Source organism: Rhizobium aouanii (genome assembly GCF_037002925.1).
Classification (GTDB): domain Bacteria; phylum Pseudomonadota; class Alphaproteobacteria; order Rhizobiales; family Rhizobiaceae; genus Rhizobium; species Rhizobium aouanii.
On record NZ_JBAMYD010000003.1, the window covers coordinates 434,173 to 458,501 of the forward strand.

The following is a 24,329-nucleotide window of genomic DNA, read 5'->3' on the forward strand; positions in this document are numbered from 1 at the left end:
GACGCAGATCAGGAAGTCTTCTAATGCCAAAAGCGCGGGAAGATCACCCCCTCAATTGCAATAACCGGGCGCGCAGGATTGCAGGCATGCCTAAGCACGCAGCAGCACGCCATGTTCGACGCATTCGGATAGGTCGCCGGCCCTCGGCCCGGACGGCGTCGTCATATTTTGCATGAGGAGTGGAATAAACTCCGGCAGCCGCCTCCGCATTTCTGTCAAAGGATGCAACGACAACCGCGGCAGACTCAGGCATCATCCATTGAGCGAGAGTATAATCTGAGGCGCGCTCCTGAGGCGGTTTAGCGCCAAAGGAACCTGGCTCGCTCCCTGGCTCCCCCCGCTGGAGCGGGCTTTTTCTGCCGGTCCACGTCCGCGGGAAGAACTGCAGATATGACGGGGTGACAACCGCGGCAATCCAAGTTCCATCTCCTATTGTGAGAAGCGCTGATCGAGACTGGATGTCCATCAGCGGTCGATTGATGCGAGATGTGGGCGATATCGGACGGAGACTCTGGAAATCCGTGTTGCTTTTCGGTATCCCATGCCGGATGGCGTGTGCTGCGTGCGCCACGGGCTTCCCGAAATCGACGGAGACCAAGAACAACCTTCCAACAGGGGAGCGCGAACCCATGTCCTTGCCAATCTCCACCGGCCGCATTCAATCGACTCTCCGCAGATTTCTTGACAGCGAGGCATCTGGTGGCCTCGTTCTTATGGCTGCCGCAGCGATGGCGCTTGCCGTTGCAAATTCCTCGCTGGCAGAAGCCTATTTCGATGCCCTTCACTTCTATATCGGGCCACTGAGCTTACAGCACTGGATCAATGACGCCCTCATGGCCGTGTTCTTTCTGCTCGTCGGTCTGGAGATCAAGCGTGAGATGCTCGATGGCCAGCTCTCGACTTGGAGCAGGCGAATCCTTCCCGGTGCCGCGGCGGCGGGAGGAATGCTCGCCCCCGCCCTCATCTATCTGGCTTTCAATGCCGGTACGCCGGCAAGCATTCGCGGTTGGGCGATCCCGACGGCCACCGACATTGCCTTCGCGCTCGGAGTGCTATCGCTCTTTGGGAGCCGGGTTCCTGCGTCGATGAAAATCTTTCTGGCGGCGCTTGCCATCATCGACGACCTCGGCGCCGTCATTGTCATCGCACTCTTCTATACAAGCGGTCTTAATCTCTCGGCTCTCGCTGGAGCTGCCGCAGTCCTGGCCCTCCTGTTCTTGATCAACCGAGCCGGCGTGAAGACGCTGACGCTCTATCTCGCCGTTGGCGTCGCCTTGTGGGTGCTCATGTTTATCTCTGGCATCCACGCCACGCTTGCAGGCGTGCTGCTGGCTTTGACGATACCGATTAAACTCTCGCCCGGCGCTCCGGAGGCTAGCGACGCCGAATCCCCGCTGCACCGGCTCGAACACCTCCTTCATCGGCCCGTGGCATTCGTCATCGTGCCAGTATTCGGCTTCGCCAACGCCGGCGTTTCCCTTCTCGGCACGTCGATCTCGAGTTTAGCAGATCCTCATACGCTCGGCGTCGCTGCCGGATTGTTTGCAGGCAAGTTGCTCGGCGTGCTGTCTGTCGTCGGTCTCCTGGTGAAGTTGGGTTTTGCGCAGCTTCCGGCAATGGCAAACTGGACGCAAATGACGGGTGTCGCGCTCCTTTGCGGCATCGGCTTCACCATGAGTCTTTTTATCGGTCTGCTCGCTTTCGACGATCCAGCCGTGCAGGACAAGGTCAAGATCGGCATCCTGCTGGGTTCGGCGATTTCTGGCGTGGCCGGATCCGCGGTGCTGATGGCGAGCCGGAGGAAAACCAGCCGTCCGTAGCCGTTGGCGAACTTGCCGTTCGTTTCTCCGGTGTGGATTCTCCCTCGCGGCGACGCCTCTCCGAGCATAAACGGCCGTTCTACCGGGAGTTTGTGGCTCGCGGATTTCACAAAGTCCGCCGCTTTCCTCGCTGCTGGAACAAGCGAACGCCTTGCCAAGTCAATACATAAAAAGCCGCACCGCATAACGCGGCGAGCGGAAGGCCGCCGATAAGCACTGGTTTTAGGATCGGATGCCAAAGCGCTGCAAAATCGAGGTGCCGGAGCAGGGAAAACAGATTGGCTTCGCCCACCCTCTCAGGCTGCCGGCCTGACAGAAAAATGCCAATCCGGTAGGCGGCAGCAAAGATCAGCGGAAAGGTAAGGGGGTTCCCAAAAGCCGTCCCGAGCGCGGCCGCGATCATGTTGCCTCTCAAGATAAACGCTAGGCAAAACGCCATCACGAAGTGAAAGCCCAGGAAAGGCGTACAGGAGACGGCGACCCCTGCTGCAACGCCAGCCGCAACGGCATGAGGGGTAGCCTTCAATCGAAGTACTCGAATGGCAATGTACCGGATGGACCGCAATAACCCCTTGGATGGCCAAAAGACGGCGCGGATGCGCTGAGCCGGTGAGAGCGGCTTCCGTCTCCTAAACAGCATTCCTTGACCTTCCGCCGCTTGAGCGCTTGGTTCTACAATTGATGATATATCGAAGGATCGGCGCTTGAAATGCAAGACATCGATTTGTGCAGGCGAGGTCTCTTTCGCGCCCGCCCATTGCCTCACCGATGTAGTTTGTCGCCCTCTCCTGATCTTGCAAGGATGGGACGAATCAGGGTTTCGATCGGGCAGGGCACTGTCCATCCATTTCAAGGCTGTGCCCGAAGCTTGCTCGCGGCAGCCTCAATGAAGCCGACTGCGGTCGCAACGCCATCCTCGCCCCGTATCAATGTGCCAACCGCATCTGCCTGGCGTCGCATAGGAGGATCGTCCATGGCTGCGAGTGCTGCTGTCAGGCTCTCGACGGTCAACGCTCTGCGATCGAGCGAGAGACCGACGCCGAGTTCCATTACCCGCCTTGCCCAGAACGGCTGATCGCCGAAAAATGGGCAAATGGTCATGGGCTTGCCGGCCCGAAGAGCGGCCGCGGTCGTTCCGGCGCCGCCGTGGTGGATGATCGCACTCGCCTCATGAAACAACCTGTCGTGAGGGGCGTCACGAACGACATGAACGTGCCGGGATCTATGTTCTGCGGTTAGGGCACCGCCTCCAAGAGCCAAGATACCCCGCTTGCCCTTGCTCGCGAGCGCCTCGACAACAATGGCTGTCATCCGGCCTGGATCGACGCCCGGCATGCTTCCGAAGCCGACGTAGATTGGCGGCTCTCCGTCGGCGAGGAATGCTGCCAAGTCGTCTGGAGGTCGCCAGTTCTTGCTGTCGAGAAACCAGTAGCCACTCACCAGCACGTCACTGCCCCAGTCCGGAGGGACCGGCACGACATGGCGACTGTAGGCATAAAGCGTGCCGTTGGAAGCAACGGCGGGCGTTCTGCGTCGCGCGAGACCAAGCTGCTCCGCCCTCCAGGTCGAGAGCATCTTGCCGAACAGAAATTCTGCACCCCTGATGGCCGCGACATGGCTGATCCGGTTGAACCTGCCCATGTCTTTGAAAGGTAACATCGGGCTGGGAAAAGCGGAGGTCGGCGTAAAGCCCGGTAGCGGCGATGCCAGAATAACGGGGCACTGAAGCGCCTCCGCCATATGTGGTACTGCGATTGCTTTCGGATGATGCACGAAGATATCGGGTGCGAAGGCCTGGGCCGCTTTCCATTCCGCGTCGAGCAGGGTTCGCATCATCAGGCGGGCGTACTTAAGTAGCTTGAGACCGGCACTGAAGCCCTGGCCGCCGGCGATCGCCGCCTTTCCTTCGGGCGTATCGAGAAGAGCGAGAAACTCTCCCGGCAGGGGCGCGAAAGCGATGCCGTGACCTTGCACCATGCTCTCGAACTGAACCGGAGCAGCAAGCTGTACTCGGTGTCCTCGCTTGATCAAACCCAATGCAAGAGCGATATAGGGCTGAACGTCGCCGCGCGTGCCTAGTGTATGGATGGCTACCCTCATTGCGCCGTCACCTCGCTTCCACATGGATCCTAATGGCTGTTGCGGCCTTGCGCGACAGCCACAGGCCCGCATCCACCATCCAGCTGCGCAACGTCTCGCGCGACACCCGCAATCCATCGCGCTCGGCAAGCTTCTCGGCCGCCAATGTCGGCCCGAAGTCCGCATAGCGTTCGCCAACCAGCGTCACGGCGTAATCCCGAACACCATCGCTGATGCGGTTGTTCGACGGTCGGCCGATCGCCTTGTGCCGGATCGACGCCGCGCCGCCAGTGCGTATCCGATCCAACAGACGACGCACCTGGCGCGTGCTCAGATCAAGCACATGCGCCGCCGACACCATCGTCATCCGGCCGGCCATCACTTTCGACAAAATCCCGATCCGCTGCAGGTCGCGCTCGCTCATCGCTATCAGTCCCATCCGCAATCTCCACCGTCATCAAACCCGGGGAGAGTGACATTCCAACTTTGCAGAAACAGGACACTTCAACTTTGCGGCTACATGCTTGTATCGCATAAGATAGATTATGGAACATGAAGCCCACTTGGTTTTGTTTTTTGCTGAATGAAATAGCCTCTCAGACCGCTAAAGATGCGGCTATCGGCGATTGGCGTTATTATTTAGATATCAATGTGTTCTATGGAGAAGTTACAACTTTGGTATAGCATGAATTCTAGATTTCCCGATGTGCAATTGTCGAGAGGTCTTGCCTGAGACTGCGCGTCCAATTCGGCATTACACACATCAAGTTTGATTGAGAACAGTCAGCATGCCTCCGAAATCGATCAAGGAACCCTTCTCTTGCAAGAGCACAATCCGGGACTCCACCAGTTCCTTTAACTGACTACTGGTTGACTTGAACCCGAGCCCACGCGCGACTGCATTCACCGCCTGATCTACTGTGGCCCCGAGGCTCGTTCTGATGATTGTGATAAGCCCTTCGTCAATTTCCATCGGCGGCAGCATTTCGATCCGACGCAGGCTGAGAGACGTGACGCCGCTACGATCCCTGAGCGTGATGTCCTTGTCCGGCCAAAGCAGAAACTCCCCGTCGCGCACGATGTCCTGAGAACTCTGGGCGATTGTGATTGCCGCGCCGACATGGGCGTCGATCCGGTTTCCCGCCCGCTGAAGACCCCAGGCCGACCTGATCCGGGTGACGACCTCGTCCTGATGCACTGGTCCTTCTGCTCCGACCGTTTGCTTTACGAGTGCGATGACTACGCCGATCGGGGCCTCGTGAAGTTCGCCTACGATATTCGGTCGGAGCACAGCCTCCTGATACAAGGTTGCGCTCGAAATTTCGTCGACGATAACCGGCTGCAGACCAATCTCTGTAACGTTCGCACGTTCGATAGTGACGACTTCGACTGGTACCGCTCGCCTCGATAGGTGTTCCTTTGTTCCCAACCTGACGTCGGCCTTGGCCCGCTCGATGGCGGCGACGAGGCGTTCAAGTTCCGCTTTTGGCCTTTGGAACCAATCTGCACTCCAGATGCGGTAGATATTCCAGCCATGATCCTCGAGGACCGCCTGTCGAAGCCGGTCTCGGTCACGAGCCGAACGCGAGTCATGGTATGCGGCTCCGTCGCATTCGATCCCGAGAATATATCTGCCCGGTATCTGCTCGTCGGCCACCGCCAGATCTATGAAGAACCCGGCGATTCCAACCTGCGGATGGACCTGATAGCCCCTCTCCTGAAGCGCAGCCATGACCTGTTCCTCAAAAACGCTGTCCATGCCTCGATCGGTGCGCTGCGACATCGAAAGCCTGCCCGTTCGAGCGTAATGGAGAAACAGTTTGAATGCGAAGACGCCTTTGCCTTTTCCACGTTCGAGATCGATGTCCTCGTCGGTGATCGAAGCGTATACTTCGCAGCGCCGCTTTGCGCGGCTGATAAGAACATTGAGACGACGTTCGCCTCCCTCAGCTCCCAACGGCCCGAAGCGCATGCTCATTGGCGCGCCGCTTGGCCCCTTGGCATAGGCGACGGAAATGAGGATGACGTCGCGCTCGTCGCCCTGAACGTTTTCAAGGTTCTTGATGAAGAAAGGTTCGCTCGGATGCGAGTGGAAGAACTCCTCGGTTTCTGGGTTGAGGCGCCGCAGCAGTTCCAATTGGTCCTGGATCTCTCGACGCTGCTTGATGGAGAATGCCGCGACGCCGAGCGACAGGCTCGGCGATTGGAACGCATGTCGTATGATCGCTTCGGCGACGACCTTGGCCTCTACCTTGTTGACGCCATCCTCGAAGACGCCGCCAGGCACATGCTGAAAGCGGAGGCCCATGCCCGCCTCGGCAGTATAAGGACTCGGTACAATGAAGAGCTTGCTATCATAGAACTGGCTGTTTGAGACCGCGATCAGAGACTGATGGCGGCTTCGGTAGTGCCAGCGGAGCATCTTTTCCGGAAGGCCTCGGGCGGAGAAGAGTCCCAGGATGCTTTCAATATCTGACACCTGAGCGCCGTCCCGGGCGTCGTCGTCATCCAACGTGCTTGAGGTCATTTTCGAGAAGAAACGGGTGGGCGGCAACTGACGCTCGTCCCCAACCACGACCACCTGTTTAGCGCGGGCCACCGCTCCCAACGCGTCTACCGGCTGAATTTGACTGGCCTCGTCCATGACGAGGAGATCGAACTGCAGAAGCCCGGGCGGCAAGAACTGTGCTATGGAAAGCGGGCTCATCATGAAGACTGGCTTAAGCGCCTGTATCGCTACGGACGCGCGTTGCATGAGCTGGCGGATCGGCATGTGACCGCGACGGCGCGCCATCTCTCCCCTAAGGACTCCGACAGGACCGATCCCGCTGACGGCAGGAATTCGTTTGTGGTGAGCGCGGACGACCTCTAGACGGGATAGCGCCATTCTGCTCCGGTCCAACGTCGCGAATTCGTTTACAAGCCGCCCGTGCACTTCGCCGTCGAAACGTGATAATTCGGGGTCGGCGGAATGCTGATGCCTGAGGATCCCTTCGTAGATCGCCATCTCCACATACGGCACGACGTCATCCGGCTTCACCCGTCCATCTTCGAGGCGTTCGACAACAAGACCGACGCCGGCGTTCGCAGCGTCTTCCGCTCTTCCGCGATACGCGGCCCATTTGGATAGGTGCTCCTCGGTCTCGACCCATTTCGCGAGCTTTTGCGCGACCGTCGCAAGCTCCGTCTGTCCGATTTCGCGCGCGCCGAACACAATCGAGACATCCGCCTTCAGGAAGCCGAGCAAAGCTTGGAGATCGTGTTGAAGGATCTCTCCTCTCGCCAATGCATCGCGAGCTTTCACAGCTACCACGGAGCGGTCGGATACGCGCGAGCTTAGCAGGCGGATGTCGGAGTTCTGTGAAATCCACTCAGTCGTGCGAGACAGCAGCGACCAGTCAGACTCCGTCCCCTTCCAAAGCGGACCGAAAGAAGCCCGCCCGAGGGAGTCCAGCCGCTCCAGAGTGGATTTCAGGCCGCGCGCCAATGCGAGCAGCTTCAATAGCGCAAGACGGTGTGCGTTTGTTTCCGGAACAGAGCGGACCAGCGTAAGGAAGACCTTGTGGGCATCGGCGATTTCGCGGGCGAATTGCGATGTCTGTGTAAGCGAGACGCCATCTGGGCCTGGAGCGTCCGAAAACAAAACTGACGCCTTCTCACCAAGATCCTTCCATAGACTGAGCAGAAGACGTCGTGACTCGTCCAGCAGCGCCCTCACCTGCTCACAACGGGCCGCTACCGACGTCCTGTCGGAGAGACGACCGGCTATCAACCGTGCTTCGACACCGACACCGCGCAGGCTTCGCATCCAAAGTACGAGGTTTTCAAGTGGCTTCGGGTCCGACTTTTCTCCTCGCCAATCCGCTCCGAAAGCAGATCTGCCGAGGCTGTCGCCGTCCTTGATCGCAGCGCGGGCGCTCTTGCCCTTCTGGAGAAGATCAAGGATTCGAACAGTTTCGTCGGGTGAAGTCTCGGTGGGCATTACGCTGCGCAGAAGCGCCTTTGCCTTGCGCCAGTCACCGCTCATGAACCTGAAGAGACGCTTGCCATGGACGGCGACCGCTGCCCGCACCTGCATAAGGTCGATATCCCAGGCCTGCTCAGAGATCTTGCCTTCAAGCTCGGCACGAATACGCCGAAAGTCTCCCACGGCCTCAGAGAGATCGGAGGCCTGGTCAAGGCCTCGTTCCCAGATGGCGGCAACGAAGGCGTCCGGACTGGCGTCCGGGGCTTCGGCTACGCGCTGCCCGATGACGATGAGCCGATCAATCGATGCCAAGGTCGGAGAAGCATTGACGCCGAGCAGGGTACGCAACGCGCCCGCGCCCGCCAGGAAGCGCGGCAGCACAGAAGCAAGCTGTTCGATCGTGGCAAACCCGCTTTGTGAGAAGTCTGCAGAAAGACGGACGAATTGCGTGGCAATCGGCTCAGGATCAGATTCCCATGCGGCCGGCGTCATGCGGGCCGCGACTTCGGCCGCGTATGTCGAGAATTCGGCGCCGCCAACGACAAGATCGCGTACCCGATCCAGTTCGGTCGCCCATGCGTCGTTTGCCAATGCCTCCGAAGATATCTCCGAAGGACACGAGGCGACCCTTTCCGCGGTCGACGCGACGTCCATAAAGTTTGCAAGCGAGTGCGGCGATGATAGTTCGAGCGTCTGCGATACGTCATCCATCTGGCTGTGCAATTCAGCCAGTTCCGTGGCCGTCGTTTTCAATCTCGTCGTCAGACGCTCAAGATCGAGCGGGGTAACTCCGGTAAGCCCGACACCGTACCACGGATGGTGCTTTGGCAGGCCGATGTCCTTGATGCGTTCAGCAAGTTCCGTCAGCAGCGACTTTGTCCGCTCGCGCACCTCTGGCGTCCAGTCCGCAGCAACCGGCAGCTCGATATCCGATGGAGCCATGCCCTCGCGACGCAGCCTTGCAAGGTGTCCCATGACTTGGAAAGGGGAAAGCGAGTAGGGTTGATACACGCGGTGAATGCGTGCCGGATGGGCGTTAAGTAAATCGCGTGCGTCCGTGAGGCGCTGATCGAGCGCACTGCCGGATTCCCCTTTGGGCGTGCCGAGCTCCCAAGTATGCTGCAGCTCCGCGAGGACGGCGCGCTTGTTCGCCTTGTTACTATGGAGTTCGAGGCAGGCTTCGCCGACGCCGGCATGGTCGAGGCGTCGTTTCACGACCTCGAGTGCCGCCATCTTTTCGGCTACGAACAGCACCGTCTTGCCGTCAGCTACCGCCGACGCGATAATGTTGGCGATTGTCTGGGATTTTCCCGTGCCCGGCGGGCCTTGAATGACGAGGTCCCTCCCTCGCCTGACTTCGTGGATCGCGGCCGTCTGCGAACTGTCGGCGTCGACGATATGCGTCATCTCGGAAGGCGAAATGTGCTCGTCGATCTTGACGTCCTCGCCAAGTAGCTGTTCGCCGCCCTCGAAACCATCGGAAACCAAACCGGTGATGAGTGGCAGCTCGGTGAACTTAGCATCCTTAGGCCAGAGCGTGGGATCAAGGTCTCTGTACATGAGGAATTTGGCGAAGCTGAAGAGACCGAGCACGATGTCGTCGGGTTGGACGGACCAGTTTGGTTTCATCGAGATGCACGCCGCCACTTTGGCGGCGTAGTCCTCTAATGTGAAGTCGTCGCTCCCCTCGAACACCGGCATTGAGATCTGATGGACACGGTCGAGAAAGGCCTCGAGGGAGAGGTTTGAAGCGAGGTCCTCCTGGCGTGCTCGAAGCTTGAAGCGCTCGGCTGCGCTGCCACGCTCCAACGACACCGGCACGAGGATGAGCGGTGCGTAGCGGACGTTCTCCGCATTGTTGGGATCGATCCACTTCAGAGTGCCCAGTCCGAGGAACAGGATGTTAACCCCCTGCTCTTCCTCTAACGTCCGGGCATCGAAATAAAGATCCAGCAGACGCTTCTGGAGAGCATTTGGCGTCATGCGGGTCTGGAGCTTGGTGTCGCCATGACGAACAAGCCGACCATCGCCCTCGCGTTCATCATCGTCCGGGAGCGCGAGTTCGATCAGTTCCTCACCATCGCCGTCATCCTTGGATTCCCGCCCCTTCGCCCCCGCCAGGAAAGTCATGGTCCTTCCATCGGTCACAAGGATTCGAAACACTTCGGACGACTTCTCGTCGACAACGTCGATGGTTTTCGCACTTTTCGAAAAGCGGGGAACGTTCAAAAGGCGGTTGCGCGCGGAAAGGTCAAGTAGTTCGGTTCTGGCCTTTTCGATCTTGGCTTCTACAGACAGATTACTTTGAAAGATGGACGTTTCGTTCTGTTCCAATGCGCCGTCTGCTATGTCGATCATATTCTCGCTCCCTGCTAACCTTTAGATGCAGTAAATCGATCAACCAGTCTAGCAGGACGTGTAGTTATGTTAGGTCAGCTGGCTCATGCTGGAGAGCGATCCGTGCGGCGCTGTTGCCGCCGGTTGGCAGCAACGTCCGGGCCTGCGAGCGACATTGATGGGCTCCCAGACATTCCTGCCAAGTGCGCGGCGCGTTGTATAAACGCTGGACCTGACATGCATGTGCTTTGACGAGATTCGACGGAAAGCTCGCCAGTACGCCCGATGACATTTATTCCTCAAGTGTCGGGATGACTTTCGATGGTCTTTGCAGTTCCGAGGCGGCAGCGGTTGCCGCGGCATCGGCGGGACCGCCGGAAACATGGACGGTCGGCGTTGCAAACTGGATGCCTTTTTCCGCGAATGTCTTCTTGAGCATGGCGAGCGCCTTTCGGCGAACGCCGAACTGTTCGCCGGGTTTCGTCATGAACTTCAGCCGTATCTGCACACCATAATCCGCCATCTGCTCGATCCCCTGCATTTTCAGGGGCTCGATGATATTGGGCCCGAGTTCGGCATCCTCCAGAAGCTCAGCGCCGATGCGCTTGATGGTCTTGCGGACCTCCTCGAGGTCACTGTCGTAGTTCAGGGTGAGCGTAATAATATCGATGACCCAGTCGCGGCTGAGGTTTTGCACCGCGCCGAGTTCGCCGAAGGGAACGATGGTGACCGGACCGCGATGATGGCGCAGGCGGATCGATCGCAGCGAGAAACCTTCGACCGTGCCTTTATATTTCGCCGCCTGGATGTATTCGCCGATGCGAAAGGCATCGTCGAACAGATAAAAGACGCCGGAGATGATGTCCTTGACGAGTGTTTGCGCACCGAAGCCGACGGCTATGCCGACGACACCGGCGCCCGCCAGCAGCGGTCCGATCTGAATGCCAACGGCATCCAGGATCATCAGGAAGCCGACAGCGCCGATCGCCAGGAAGAGTACATTGCGAAGAATGGGAAGGAGGGTATTCAACCGCTGACGCCGCCGCGCGTCGGGACCATCCTGATGTCCCCCCTGCTCGCTTCGCGACGCCATCGCCATCTGACTGTCGATCAGCGTGCTAGCGAGCTTCCAGATAACGTCGGTCACCAGCAGCACGATAACAATGCGGATTCCCGCGCGGATCAAACGCGTGGTCACCGTTTCGGCAGCGGCGAGATCACTGAGATTGACATTCCATGCGCGGGCAATGAGCAGCGCAGCGACCACGATGAGACCGTTGCGCAGCGTTTGCATGATGACAACGGACCATCCGACGACGGCCGGATCCTCGACCGCCTGCCCCTCCCCGGATTGTACAATTCGACGAATGATATCATGAGCCACCGAAACGGTAAGCGGCAGAAGCGTGATGACGACCAATGTCCAGAATGCACCGCGGAGCCCGGATACCCATAACAGCCACGATAGCAGCATGCTCGCGCTGAAACCGACACAGACCAGCCGGCTCACGGGCGGCCCGTCGGAACGAAAGTGCCGCAGCCAGATCATAACGATCAAAGCGATTGAAACGACACCGAGCCATGCTGCGGTAAAGAGGTCGACCAAGATGGGTGAAGCCCGGATCGTCCCGATCACTTCAATGGTGGCCCAGCCAGCCGCCAGCACAGCGACGATTCCGAGGAGCCAGTAGTACCAGAACCAGGCAAGCGAGGTGACGAGTGTCAGAAGTCGCATATGCGGCAAACGGGCGCCCGGCGCGATGACAATGCGGCCCACGAGCACGCCAAGGCGCACCATGAGCGCGGCGGATAGCAGGATGAGTGCAATATCGCGAAACACGGCAGGCCACGGAAAGAGGATAAACGCGCCGAGGCTTCCGATCAGATAACCGACCAAGGCGAGAAGACCCATCGAAAGCCGGGCGGCGTGGAGTTTGATCCGCTGCCGGACGGTGTCGGCGGGCGCGTTCAGCACAAAATGGAGCAGCCCTCGCCCTGACCACCAGGCAAGCCGCTGCGCAACGAACCCACCTGCGACGAAAAGTATGACCGCCAAGATCAGGCCGACAGGTTCGATGCGATCATCCGTTTGGAAGACCCGGATCGCCGACTGGATCTGCCCGGGAAGGGTCGGAACGGCATCGACGAGTGTGAGCAGCCTCTGGCGCAAATCCTGTAGCGACGTGGCAATCGACGTCGGTGCCGCCTCTTGCGTGACTGCTACCGGCTGCGCCGGTTCCTGATTGCTGGGGACGATCCGATTGACCAGCGCTCGTCCGGAATCATCATTCGGCAATTCGATAATAACCCGGATCGGCGCCGAGGAATTGGTCGGCTCAGCCGCCGAGGCGGGGTTTGCACTCGCCAGCAGAAGCGTTGAAAATATCAGCGTCAGGAATGCGCACACTCTGCGGCGGGGATGACGGTCGTTGGTGATGCGCATGTGGCCGTGGTCCCCGCGATGGTGTCGTCGCTTTTGCTGGGTTGGTCGAAACTTCGGACTTTGTGAAGCGTTGCACGACCAACGTCAATTGACGAACCGGTCTCGGGGACGCTGACTGCGAACCAAAGGTTAAGACCGCAAGCTTCTGAAGGCCTCCCTGATCTCCTGACTGAAGAGCTCCGGCTCCTCCCAGGCAGCGAAGTGACCGCCCTTGGAGGCGTGGTTGTAGTAGATAAGTTTCGGATAGGCCTTCGACAGCCAGTGCTTTGGCGGCTTGTAGACCTCTCCGGGAAACACCGTGACGGCGACCGGGACTTTGACGGGCGTGAGTTTTGCGCCCGACATGGCGTTTTCCCAATAGATGCGACCGCTGGAGGGGCCGGTGTTCGTCAGCCAATACAGGGTGATGTTGTCGAGGATGGCATCCTTGCCAAGGGCCTGTTCGGGATCGCCGCGTGTATACACCCAGTCGGCGATCTTGTCGTAAAGCCAGGCGGCCAGGCCGACCGGAGAATCCGCAATACTGTAGCCGACCGTCTCCGGTCGCGTGCTCATGATCGCTGCGTAACCGAAGCCGTTGTTGAGGAAGTCCCGGGCTTCGTCGAAGACGACCTTCTCATCCTGAGACAAGCTGTCGGGAGCCGGCCCTCCATCTTTGAGAGCCTGGGCTGCGTCCGCTGGAAACGTCGTGGCCCGCTCGATCCTGTTGACGTGGATCGCGAGCAGCCCATCGGGTGCCTGGCGGCCCAAGGCGTCGCTGATGATCGCGCCCCAGTCACCGCCTTGCGAGACATAGCGGTCGTAATGCAGTCGCTTCATCAGCACGTCCCAGGCAGCGGCTATCCGCTGGGGGTTCCAACCCGCCGATGGAGGTTTGCCGGAGAAGCCGAACCCTGGAATCGAAGGGATCACCAGATGGAAGGCATCATCAGCCGTGCCGCCATGCGCCGTCGGATCGGTGAGCGGCCCGATGACATCAAGCAGCTCGAAGACCGAACCGGGCCAGCCGTGGGTCATGATCAGCGGCAGCGCGTTTTCATGACGGGAGCGGACATGGATGAAATGGATGTCCAGTCCATCGACAGTGGTGAGAAACTGCGGAAAACTGTTCAGCCTGCTCTCCGCCTTCCGCCAGTCGTAGGGCGACTGCCAGTAGCGCACCAGTTCCTTCAGCCTGTCGGGCTGGACGCCCTGCGAACGGTCCATGACGGTTTCGCCATCGGGCCACCGAGTGTCGGCGAGACGCCGCCTGAGATCTGCGAGCGCCGCCTCGGAGACCTCAACCTTGAACGGTCGAACCTCCTCGGACGCGACGCCGACAACATCAGCAGCGTTAGACGTGCGAGGAAGGAAAACGGCGGTTATACCGGCCGCGGCAAAGCCTGACAGCAGTGAGCGGCGCGATACGTCGCGGTGTTTCAAAACGTTCAGCATTGCCATGATGCCGTGTCCTTTCGTGATATCGAGGAGAGGATAAGATGCCCTGCCCGCTTCAATGCCGAAAATGTCAGGCCTGGTCCGCTCCGGAATGAAAGATCAGAAGCTTGTTGCCTTCTGGATCGCGAAAATATGCGCAGTAAGGACCCGTGCCGTTCTCGCCACGCGGACCAGGAGCCCCTTCGTCCGAGCCACCCGCCGCCAATGCAGTTGCATGGGCTTCGTCGACCTTTGAACGGGACGGAGCTTCGAAAGCAATCATTCCACCGTTGCCGACGGTGGCAGGGCGGCCATCGAACGGCTTGATGATGCCGAATTCGAGCGTGCGATGTCCGTAGTAGATGGCTCGGTTGGGCTGGACGAGGACTCGTCCGATCCCGAACACGGCCAGAAGCTTGTCGTAGAATACCGAGGCGGCATCCAGATCGTTGGTGCCGACAGTGACGTGGCCCGGGAGGCCGCGGACCTTGTCGGGGGTGGCCGCAACCTGTCTGCTTTGGGTAATGTCAGTCATATCAGTTCTTCCTTATATTGTCGCGGCCGACGCTTTGCCGTCCGCAAGCAAACGCCAACGAGCTGTCTCAAATCGGCGGTTGGTGGATATTGGGCGGGTCGACGGCCGGCCGGCACCTCGGGAAAGTGAGAGGCACCCTCTCACTCAGATGTCAGCCTTGGGCAGCCGAGTCGCAGCGCTGCCGCCGTCGAGAGGGTTCCTCTCACTTTCTCCGGCTACCGCGGGCTGACGCCATGCTCAATTATTTGTGGAGACAGCCGGCTTTTGGGCTTTGGCTGACCGCCGTTCAGAAAGGACATCCTATGTCTAAGGACAAAACCGCACATGCTGCATCAGTCGCAGCAACTCCGTCTTCCCACACGGCTGAAGCCTTCGCTTCTACGCAAGCCGCGCAAGACACCATCGACTTTATCGAGATCGACGAAGTCCTGACGCTGAGGAGGATGATTGTCCGCGCCCCCACGCCAAAAGGCCCCGTGCTTTTCCTGCATGGGTTTCCGGAAACACTGACGGTGTGGAAGGAGATCGCGACAACGCTTGCTCACGACTACGACGTCCATGCTTTCGATTGGCCAGGCTACGGACAGTCGTCGCGCCCGGCTTCGGAACGGTTTTCCTATGCGCCGAGGGCGTACGCCCGAGTGTTGAAGGCCTATATCGAGCGGGCAGGCATCGACCGGTCGAAGCTCGTGATTTACGCGACTGACATCGGTGCCCTCCCCGTCCTGCTGCTTGCTCTCGACGAGCCGACGATCGCCAGGCAGATCATCGTCGGAGACTTCGCGCCGTTCGACCGGCCGCACCACATGTGGGAGAACCTACAGAATCTCAAAGCCGAGCCAACCGCCTCGCCGACCCGTGCCTACATGAACAAGACAAGCGACGAGATCCTTCAGAACGTGCACAGGCGCGGCCTCTCACCCGCTGAACAATTCGATCTGCGGATCGACGTCCAGCAAGACATGATCCGGTCATGGAGCCGTGATGGCGTCACGTCGGCGGATGCATTCGCGCACTACTACGCAAGTTTCACCCGCGACCAGCAGTATCTCGAGGCCAACCTCGACCGGCTGAAGACGCCTATGAAGGTGATCTGGGGCGAGAAAGACATTTATATCACAAAGGAAATGGGCATCGAGTTCGCCGGCAAGATCGGTGCGAAACTCGACCTCCTGCCAGGCATTGGCCACTTTCCACACCTTCAGAATCCGAAACAAACGGCTGAAGAGATAATCGCATCATTCAGATAATATTGGATTATCTTCGCATACGGAACGCGCGCGCAGCCGCGGCAAGTGCCCAGTCGACAAAAGCCCGTACCTTCAACGCGAGAAGCCCTTGTCGCGCGTAGACGATATGGATGGGCTGGGGTGGGCCGTCGAAATCGCGAAGGATCGGAACGAGCGCGCCGGACGCCAGCTCGTCTGGAACCTGATAGTCGAACAGCCGCGCGATCCCCGCCCCGCCGACGGCCGCCGCAACACAGTTCGCCGCCGTATTCACCTCAAGCCGGTTGCGAGGCGCCGCCTCTATCGGCGTGCCGTCGACGTCAAACGTCCAGAAAAATGTTCGCTTGTTGAAGATGATCCCGTCGCGATCGATGAGATCGCCGGGTCGCTCCGGCATGCCATGCCGCTTGAGATAGGCAGGGCTCGCGCAGGTCAGCAGGCGGAATTCCCCAATCTTGACGGCATGGAGGGCGCTGTCGGCGAGGTCGCCGAGACGGATCGCGATATCCACCTGCTCGGACACGAGGTCGACCGTGCGGTCGAGCGACAGAAGGTTCAGCGACACCTCCGGGTATTTGTCCATAAAGCTCAGAGCAACGGGCAGCAGGTAGCGGCTCCCGTATTCGATCGGCATCGTGATCGTCAGCACGCCTCTGGGCGTCTGGTATTCCCCGGACGCCCTTCGCTCGGCCTCCTCGAGATCCGCCATGATCTTTCGAGCGGCGTCGACATAGTCGCGCCCGGCATCGGTGAGCTGCAGATTGCGGCTGGTGCGGACGATGAGGTTTGCCCCAAGCTGCCGCTCAAGTTCGGCGACCTTTCGGCTGACGCTGGGCAATGGCGCGTTGAGCTTCCTGCTGCCGGCCGAGATGCTCCCGGCGTCGACGACGGCCAGCAATATGCGCATCGCTTCGAGACGATCCATCGGACACCGCCAATACCGCTTATGTGCAACCAGCCTAAGGCTAGGCTTTAGAACAATGATGCCGAAAAGTGTGTGCGTTTTTCGGACGACATCATGCTCTAACTCTTAGATTTAGAACAGGATTCAAATTTAGGCCGACCGCGCCTGAAATCATCCTGTTCTAGTCAAGCAGCTTGCGTATGGCCATGATCCCCTTTGCAGCATCCGACCAGGATTGACGCCAGATCAACACGCCGACGCTGAGGATGGTCGCAACGGCGAAGGGGATTGGCCCGAGGAACCAGAAGGCGGCTGCGACGGTGAAGTAGTAAGACCGGACTCCGACGCTGAACGATCGAAGCGCCGGGTTCAAAACCAAGGTCAGGGCGTTCGTCCAGCCGCCGATGTCCCTGTCTTCATCGCGGGATGGGCTCGCCCCGATTGCCGCCAGGCAGTAGTTGATCTGCCGGACCGCCCAGATGAAATCGGATAGGCCCCGCAGCAGCGTCGCCATGATCAGGAGGACCTTGCATTGGAAAAACCACGCCGGGTCCTGGGCCGCAAACATCGCGATCAGGCCACCACCCGATCCATAGTTTGGCTCCATGAACAGCGCGCCGCTGAGACCGACGATGACGATAAGATTGGCGGAGCCGAAGAAGGATGCCGAATTGATGGTGTGCCCGAGGATCGCGGCATCGCCGATGAAGTTGTTGTCTCGCGTCAGCACCTCCCGCATCCAGGCCGCGCGAATGCGCACCATGTCAACGGAAAGGCTGTCGTTCTTCCTCGGCCACCCCGCTGCCATCAAAGGCTCGACGGCCACCCAGACGAGAAGGAAGAACACGATCGCCGCGATATTCAGAAAATCCATGGTGCCCCCGAACCGAATGTGGATTTTTTCTGAACAGTACTTCGAGCTAACCGCAGCTCCAAGCGACTATCGCCGCCCTACCCTTCAGATCGACCGCCTATGTTCGCGCGTCATGGTCTGTCGCGGACTGGCGCGAGGTAACGGGACATCGTCGAAGCCCGAAGCCGAATGTGCTCGATCGCCTGTTGCGGCGTCACGGCCAGGAAACCGACATGGTCGCGGGGGCGCAGCTGGACGAAAGCGTCCAGATCCGAATCCACCACCGTGGCGATCTTGGGATATCCTCCGGTCGTCTGGTGGTCGGCCAGGAGAATGGTGGGAACACCGTCTCCGGCCACCTGCACAGAGCCCCGCACGATCGCTTCCGATGGCATGTCCAGCGCGACGCTCGGCGCAAGCGACGGACCTTGGAGGCGTACGCCCATGCGGTCATAGGCGTCGCTCAGGCGGAAAGGCGACGAAAGGAAATTCGTCAAGGTTTCTTTCGAGAAGAACCGATCCTGTGGACCGACCACCACACGCAGCTCGGCTCGCGGTCTTGCGATGACCGGACAGGTGATCGGACCATGTCGATCATTTCGCACGTCCGGATCGGCGATAGTGATCGTCTGCCCGGCTGCAAGACGCCCGCCACCAAAGCCGGAGAGACTGTGCGTCGACATGCTGCCGAGCCAGGTCTTCGCTTCGATATGACCGGCGAAGGCCAGATACGTCCAGCTTCCCCAGTGTCCAGGACGGATTGCCAGCCGCTCCCCGGCCCTCAAAGTGGCGACCATCCATGCGCCGCGCTTGTCGCCGGCATGCTCTACGATGAAGCCTCCTCCCGCGACGGCGAAGGTAACCTCCCCCGACATGCAGTCGAGAACCAGCCCGCCCATGGAGACTTCGATTGCGGGCTGACCGGCAGGATTGCCGATGGCGGCGTTGGCGGCGGCAAACGAGATCCTGTCCATCGGACCGGAGGCCGGAACACCGTAACGCATCAATCCGTAACGTCCTCTGTCCTGGACCGCGACGTGAGGACCCGCGAAGTTGATTGCAAGGACGGCTTCGCTCATGCGAGGCACCTCGCGTCGAATTCGGCCCTCGATATGCGGCGGAAACGCACCGCATCGCCGATGTCGAAAAGGAACGGACGGTCGTTGGACGCGGCGTCGAGGATTTTTGTCGGCGAACGGCCGATGATCCACCAGCCGGTCGGCATGGTGAGCGTGCTCACCAGGCATTGCGGACCGGCGATCAGCACGCTTCCGGCGGCGATGCCACGAATAGGCGCCGGCTTCCTCGGCTGCTGAATGGCTTTGGGCACGCCTGCGAGGTAAGCGTATCCTGGAGCGAAGCCGTACATGAAGACGCTGTAGTCGCCGGAGAGATGGGCGGATATAACGTCTTCCGGCGATAATCCACTTGCCTCGGCGACGGCGGCAAGATCGGGCGCAAGATCGGGATCGTAGCAGACTTCGACTTCGCGCATCGCCCCGATCGTCTGTGGAACCTCGGCCGTCAGACGCTCGGCAATGGCCGCCTCCGTCGTCCGATGATCGGCCACGAGCGGATCGAAGCATACGAGAATGCTGGCATAGGCCGGAATGGCTTCGACGAATCCTTGAAAGGGCGCCGCCTTCAACGCTGCATCCAACTTGACGACCTGATCGTGGATCCGTTTATCGATGGTCGTGCCGAATTCGACGAGCACCGCGTGGCCGCCCACCGGACGGTAGTTCGGAACGCTGCCGGACGCTGCGAACGGAGCCTGTGACACGTCAGCCGGCGCCTTCGATCGGAATGATAAGATAGCCATTGGCCATCACTTATTTTCCTGCGTCGGCTGGAGGAATGGACCCACCTCGATGCCTGCCTTTTGCAGCTCCCGGCGCACGTGGACGGCCATTGCAAGCGCTCCCGGGCTGTCCCCATGAACGCAGATCGAGTGCGCATCGAGAGGGATCGGAACGCCGTCGACCGTCGGCATGAGGCCGCTGGATAGGTACCCGATCAATCTAGATGCCGCCTCCGCGGGGTCATGGATCATCGCTCCCGGCAAGGTACGCGGAACGAGCCGACCCGTGGAGAGATAGCCGCGATCGGCAAAAATTTCGCTGAAGACGGTCATCCCGGCAACGCGGGCCGCATGTTCCAGCTCTGTCCCGGAGATCGCCAGTATGGCAAGTTCCGGCGAGACCGCTCGGGTTGCGCGGATGATGGCGTCGGCGACCGGCCGTTCGTCGGCCGCCCAATTGGCGAGTGCGCCGTGTGGTTTGATGTAACGGACGCGGGCGCCCGCCAGAGCCGCAGCTCCCATCAGCGCGCCGGTCTGCGTCGCGACAAGCTGCTCAACCTCCCGGATGCTCAAGGGGATCAGGCGTCGTCCGAAACCCTCGCGATCTGCAAAGCCCGGATGGGCTCCAGCGACGACGCCCCGTTCGCTGGCCAAGGCAAGCGTCTCCACCATGGTCGCCGGATCTCCGGCATGGCCGCCACATGCGATGTTCGCACTGGTGACAACGTCAAGGATCGCCTTGTCGTCGCCCATCCGCCAAGGTCCAAACGCCTCCCCCAAATCAGAATTGAGATCGATTTTCGTCATGATTTCCGTCAACCCTTCGCGCCGGTCTTGTCAGCTTCGTCGCATGCTGGAACGTCGAAGCCGAGGTGGAGCACATCTTCGCCGTGCGCGTCAAGAAAACGACGCTGTCGGCTGCGCGCAGCGAGCTTGTGTGCGTTGTCGACCTAAACTGTCCTTGCCGTTGCGTCTGATCGAAAGGCGGCTAAGATTGGGGGCGAAACGGTCGACCGCCCTGTCATTTGATCGAGCGCATCGTATTCTTTCGAGAGCCAGGTGACGTAGCCACCCGGCAGCATTGGAGTGCAGGCCGGGGATGCGGAAATGAATCATGTCAACAGAGCTTTGGGAACGTCCGAATTTTCCTTTACCGACGAGCCTGGCATTTTCACCTGGGAGTTGGCGACCGACAAGGTTTATGCGGATTCGGCGCTGGCAAATCTGTTTGGGCTCGATCCGGAAGAGACCCTCACGGGGTTGCCGGTCATCAGATACCTCGACCGGATTCATCCGGACGACAAGCCATCTGTGGCCAAGGCGATTTCAGAATCGGTGATCACAGGAAATCCGTATCGCTGTGACTATCGGGTATTTGATCGAAGCGGGCAAATAGTCGCCGTGGCGGCCTTGGGCCGTTGCTTCAGGGATGAAGCCGGAAACCCGTCGCAATATGCGGGTATCGTCTTCCCGACGAATGATCACGGGAAGCAAGACGAATTGTCCGCTCACTGCAATGCGGCACTGAAAATTGCGCGGTCAACCGGCCTGCGGACGATGGCCGATGCGCTTGAAGCTATCGTCAGGGAGCTTGCCAAGCCGATGCCTTCAGACGTCGCGAAGGTTCATTGATTCGTTCCAAAGCTTTGGTTGTGGCATCAGACTTTCGATGACGATATTGCTGCTATCGGCGACGCGCCGCGCGCACTCTGAATTAGTGACAAAGGAGAGCGGGCATTTCGAGGTGGGTCAACAGCGACCGTGTCACCCCTCCCAAGAGGAATTCGCGTAGTCTCGAATGGCCGAATGCGCCGGCGACGAGCAAATCTGCCTTGCGTTCCAGGGCGGCAGCTTGAATGACGCTGGCCGGTGAGTTTCCCTTCGTTTGCACGGCTGCGATATCGACGGCAAGACCAGCCTTTCGAAGCGCGGTCGCAAAGCGGTCTCGGGCGCGCTCGTCAATCTGCTTATCATCGGTGACGGAAATCAGGACGACACGCGAGACCTGTTCCAGCAACAATCTGGCGCCTGTCAGTGCCCGCGCGACGGTGGCTCCTCCATCCCAGGCGACGGCGACAGCATCGATCCGGCCGGAGAAATTATCCGGGGGAAAAAGCAGGAGCGGTCTCCCGCTTTCAAACAGCACGCTCTCGATCAGCGGCCTCATCAGCACAGATGCTTCCAAAACGGAAAGATCATATGCGCGCGACAGTTCGGCAAGAGTTTGTGCGACAAATGGCTCCCTCGCATCGAATGGCTGGATATCGACCTCGACCTCGGCTTTTTTCGCATAATCACGGAGCGTCTGCCCGAGAACGGTTCCATTGTCCTTACTCAAGCGCTCCGCCTCGGCACGCATTCTGTCGACGTCAATGAGTGATGGAGATCGCGGCTGAAAGGGTTCGACCCTGACCAGCGGTATGCTTGCCGTCAAACCGGCCTTCTGGTGAAGGGAAACAGCGACAGCGTTCTGAAGGAGCGAGAAGGAGCTTGCGTCTGGATAGGTGGCCAGCGGTAAATGGAATTGCGCTTTCACGGCTGATGTCCTCCGAATGGTTGGAGGTTATCATAGCGCACAGGTGTCTCCCGCGCTTTGACGAAGATCAAGGTCGTTCCACCCGAAAGTGCGAACGTGATATTGACGGTCCTCATCAGGAAGCAAGCGGAATTCGTTGGGCGAAGCGGCAAAGATCGATGCCGGCGGCACAAGAAGAGGATTGCAGCGCCACCGGCACCATTGCGGCATTGGCGGTCTTTGCGCTGGGCTTCGCCAATCTTCTTGCGAAAGCCGTCCTTGCAGCAAGTATGGCGAGTATCGCTTATGCGGTTCGTTTCGCGATCCTGGTGGCGTCGGACGTTTGCCGGAATTGCTGGCCTGCTTCTAGCGTGAGCGCTTATTCGCGTATCAAACTCGCCCCCCGCACCAGACAGCCATCATCAACGACGATCCGTCACTGCCGTCTCACCTCCTGGATATGACTAACAAATCCCGCAAGCAGTACGCCGAGCGCAAGACGCCGAACCAGTCTGGCTGCAATGAAGGTTGTGCCGATCGCCGCGGCAAGTTTCAGCCAGGGATAATCGCCAAGCTGGACATGAGCGCTTGCATCGACCGATACCGCCTTGGCTTTCAGCGCCGCTTCGGCATCCTCGCGCAACACGCCTATACGGGCATTCAGCAGCCTTACCTCATGCTGCAGGGCATGCAGGCTCTCGTCGGCCTTTTCACCCGCGGTCTGCTCAGCCGCATCGGCAAAGGGCGGATCGCCTTCCGCGATCAGTTCGTCGGGGTCAGGCGGAAGGCCGTGGCGGTTGATGGATGATTGCATCGACATCTCCTCGAATAGGGTAAGCGAGAAAAATGAAGCCCGGCATTGGGGCCGGGCCTCATAATATCAATGGTCGCGCCGGAAACCCTGGCTCTGGTGAGACCCGCCCTGGGATTGCGACTGGCTTTGCGATTGCCGATCGGCATCGTCCGATGGCTCGTTACTGCCGGGCAAAGTATAGGCGCGCACTTTGGCGCTTCCATGCGTGGTGTCGCGCATTGCCACTGGGCGGGCGTCGTCGAATGCGCTCTCGGACACGGCGAGATCGTCCGACGATTTGCCGCCGGAGGCTTGGCCGGCAAAACCGGTATTGGACGCGCCTTGTTGCCTGTCCTCCAACGACCAGAGATCTGCACGCTCATCCATGTCGATGCTGCCTTCGTCGTCCAGAATATCGTGGACGGTCTCGTAGAGCGCGTCATCGACATCATTGACCTGGACGAGGAAACCGCCTCGCCGCAGCCCTTCTGCGTAGACCGCGCGATCCTCGTCGGGGAAGAAGAAGTCTGCTAGCGCGTCGAAGAAGCCGCTGCGGTCGTCGCTCATCGCGCCGGTATTTTTTGCGCCCGCCTCATATCCGGGCATCAGCCTTATTCTCGCAACCGGCACGCCCGCGTCCTCAAGACGGGAGACGGCGGATTCGGCGTCCGATCGGCTGTCGAAGAATGCAGCAAGGCTGCTGCCGCCTGTCGGGCCTGAAAAGGCCGGGTTGGTATCATTGTAAATGCTGCCCATGGGACTCTCCTCTCGGTATCTGGATCCAGCCGCCAAGCCGAAGTTTGGCCGAAGTCTGGTTTCCTGACTTGAAGAACCGGCGGCTGTGTTGAATGTTCCAAGGGAATGGCGATGCTCCGCTGTATCGCCTGCTGTTTCATTGCCGCCAGCCATTTCGACGCGCAGACGCGCAAATTACGCCGCCTGCGAAATCGCTCAGCGGTTGACGTCAAACCTTCGAGACGCTAGCACGGCTTTGACGTATTGGGGATATTCATATGGACATGTTTACGGCAGCCGGTATGACGGCTTTGCTGCAGGTCATTGCTATCGACCTCGTTCTCGCCGGCGACAACGCCGTGGTTATCGGTCTTGCTGCTGCCGGCCTCGAGGCGACACAGCGCCGCAAGGCGATTATCGTCGGCATCGTGGCCGCGACCGTTTTGCGCATTCTCTTTGCCAGCGTCGCAGTCTACCTGCTGGCGATCGTCGGCCTGCTGCTGGCCGGCGGTCTGCTGCTGCTCTGGGTCTGCTGGAAGATGTGGCGCGAGCTTCGCGCCGGCCATGGCGAGCATCACGGAGCGGTGGGTGCCGAAGGTGCGCCGAAAAAGACCTTCTTCCAGGCGGCGACCCAGATCGTCATTGCCGACGTCTCGATGTCGCTCGACAACGTGCTGGCCGTTGCCGGTGCTGCGCGCGAACATCCGAGCGTGCTTGTCATCGGTCTTGCCCTGTCGATCGCGCTGATGGGTATTGCCGCAAACTTTATCGCCCGGTTGCTCACCAACCATCGCTGGATCGCCTATGTCGGCCTGCTGATCATCCTCTATGTCTCGCTCGACATGATCCATCGCGGCGGCGTCGAACTGCTGCCCTACGTGCAAGCGAGCGGGTTCAAGCTT

Annotated in this window: 17 protein-coding genes and 2 pseudogenes; 4 read left to right on the top strand and 15 right to left on the bottom strand. The window is 59.7% G+C overall.

Going from position 1 to position 24,329, the window contains the following annotated elements; all coding sequences use genetic code 11:
* The first annotated feature begins 629 nt into the window (after positions 1–629).
* Positions 630–1,820, top strand: a complete 1,191-nt coding sequence (gene nhaA / locus V8P77_RS07985) for a Na+/H+ antiporter NhaA (protein ID WP_335911545.1) — start codon at positions 630–632, stop codon at positions 1,818–1,820.
* Between the two features lie 106 nt (positions 1,821–1,926).
* On the opposite strand, the gene V8P77_RS07990 is transcribed toward nhaA, so the two are convergent.
* From V8P77_RS07990 to V8P77_RS08020, 7 genes and pseudogenes are all read right to left on the bottom strand, one after another.
* Positions 1,927–2,460 carry a DUF2062 domain-containing protein gene (locus V8P77_RS07990; RefSeq protein ID WP_335924654.1) on the bottom strand — a complete coding sequence of 178 codons (534 nt, stop codon included), beginning with the start codon at positions 2,458–2,460 and terminating at the stop codon, positions 1,927–1,929.
* A gap of 209 nt (positions 2,461–2,669) precedes the next feature.
* Complete coding sequence (locus V8P77_RS07995) at positions 2,670–3,920, bottom strand: glycosyltransferase (protein WP_335911521.1); 1,251 nt, start codon at positions 3,918–3,920, stop codon at positions 2,670–2,672.
* 46 nt (positions 3,921–3,966) lie between these two features.
* Positions 3,967–4,338, bottom strand: a pseudogene (locus tag V8P77_RS08000) (helix-turn-helix domain-containing protein); the annotation flags it as partial.
* Positions 4,339–4,662: 324 nt separating this feature from the next.
* Positions 4,663–10,224: a DUF3320 domain-containing protein gene (locus tag V8P77_RS08005; RefSeq protein WP_335911522.1), complete on the bottom strand. Its 5,562-nt coding sequence runs from the start codon at positions 10,222–10,224 to the stop codon at positions 4,663–4,665.
* A 271-nt stretch (positions 10,225–10,495) separates the two neighbouring features.
* Positions 10,496–12,646 carry a mechanosensitive ion channel domain-containing protein gene (locus tag V8P77_RS08010; RefSeq protein WP_335911523.1) on the bottom strand — a complete coding sequence of 717 codons (2,151 nt, stop codon included), beginning with the start codon at positions 12,644–12,646 and terminating at the stop codon, positions 10,496–10,498.
* A gap of 129 nt (positions 12,647–12,775) precedes the next feature.
* Positions 12,776–14,086: an epoxide hydrolase family protein gene (locus tag V8P77_RS08015; RefSeq protein ID WP_335911524.1), complete on the bottom strand. Its 1,311-nt coding sequence runs from the start codon at positions 14,084–14,086 to the stop codon at positions 12,776–12,778.
* 67 nt (positions 14,087–14,153) lie between these two features.
* Complete coding sequence (locus V8P77_RS08020) at positions 14,154–14,597, bottom strand: VOC family protein (RefSeq protein ID WP_335911525.1); 444 nt, start codon at positions 14,595–14,597, stop codon at positions 14,154–14,156.
* A 302-nt stretch (positions 14,598–14,899) separates the two neighbouring features.
* Here V8P77_RS08020 and V8P77_RS08025 point away from each other — a divergent pair, with 302 nt between their 5' ends.
* On the top strand, positions 14,900–15,847 hold the full coding sequence (locus V8P77_RS08025; protein ID WP_335911526.1) for an alpha/beta fold hydrolase: 948 nt from the start codon (positions 14,900–14,902) through the stop codon (positions 15,845–15,847).
* Here V8P77_RS08025 and V8P77_RS08030 read toward each other — a convergent pair.
* From V8P77_RS08030 to V8P77_RS08050, 5 genes and pseudogenes are all read right to left on the bottom strand, one after another.
* Positions 15,836–16,751: pseudogene (locus V8P77_RS08030) on the bottom strand (LysR family transcriptional regulator). The gene V8P77_RS08025 and the pseudogene V8P77_RS08030 sit on opposite strands and share 12 nt — an antisense overlap.
* Before the next feature lie 160 nt (positions 16,752–16,911).
* Positions 16,912–17,604 carry a DUF599 domain-containing protein gene (locus V8P77_RS08035; protein ID WP_335911528.1) on the bottom strand — a complete coding sequence of 231 codons (693 nt, stop codon included), beginning with the start codon at positions 17,602–17,604 and terminating at the stop codon, positions 16,912–16,914.
* A gap of 110 nt (positions 17,605–17,714) precedes the next feature.
* The gene (locus V8P77_RS08040; protein ID WP_335911529.1) at positions 17,715–18,671 is read right to left on the bottom strand and encodes a 5-oxoprolinase subunit C family protein; all 957 of its coding nucleotides are present in this window, start codon (positions 18,669–18,671) and stop codon (positions 17,715–17,717) included.
* Positions 18,659–19,366, bottom strand: coding sequence for a 5-oxoprolinase subunit B family protein (locus V8P77_RS08045; RefSeq protein ID WP_335911530.1), 708 nt, complete (start codon positions 19,364–19,366; stop codon positions 18,659–18,661). Before V8P77_RS08045 ends, V8P77_RS08040 begins: the two co-directional genes overlap by 13 nt.
* Before the next feature lie 45 nt (positions 19,367–19,411).
* Positions 19,412–20,191, bottom strand: a complete 780-nt coding sequence (locus V8P77_RS08050; protein ID WP_335911531.1) for a LamB/YcsF family protein — start codon at positions 20,189–20,191, stop codon at positions 19,412–19,414.
* Positions 20,192–20,491: 300 nt separating this feature from the next.
* Here V8P77_RS08050 and V8P77_RS08055 point away from each other — a divergent pair, with 300 nt between their 5' ends.
* On the top strand, positions 20,492–21,016 hold the full coding sequence (locus V8P77_RS08055) for a PAS domain-containing protein (RefSeq protein ID WP_335911532.1): 525 nt from the start codon (positions 20,492–20,494) through the stop codon (positions 21,014–21,016).
* A gap of 82 nt (positions 21,017–21,098) precedes the next feature.
* Here the strand turns inward: V8P77_RS08055 and V8P77_RS08060 are convergent, their stop codons facing one another.
* From V8P77_RS08060 to V8P77_RS08070, 3 genes are all read right to left on the bottom strand, one after another.
* Positions 21,099–21,920 (bottom strand): universal stress protein, encoded by an 822-nt coding sequence (locus V8P77_RS08060; protein ID WP_335911533.1) that lies wholly within the window; start codon positions 21,918–21,920, stop codon positions 21,099–21,101.
* Positions 21,921–22,335: 415 nt separating this feature from the next.
* Entirely contained in the window at positions 22,336–22,713 is a 378-nt protein-coding gene (locus V8P77_RS08065) for a hypothetical protein (RefSeq protein ID WP_335911534.1), read from the bottom strand.
* A gap of 66 nt (positions 22,714–22,779) precedes the next feature.
* Positions 22,780–23,448, bottom strand: a complete 669-nt coding sequence (locus V8P77_RS08070; RefSeq protein ID WP_077978166.1) for a hypothetical protein — start codon at positions 23,446–23,448, stop codon at positions 22,780–22,782.
* A 257-nt stretch (positions 23,449–23,705) separates the two neighbouring features.
* Between V8P77_RS08070 and V8P77_RS08075 the strand changes: the two genes are divergently transcribed.
* Positions 23,706–24,329 (top strand): TerC family protein (locus tag V8P77_RS08075; RefSeq protein WP_025394600.1); only part of this gene is annotated, 624 nt, incomplete at its 3' end.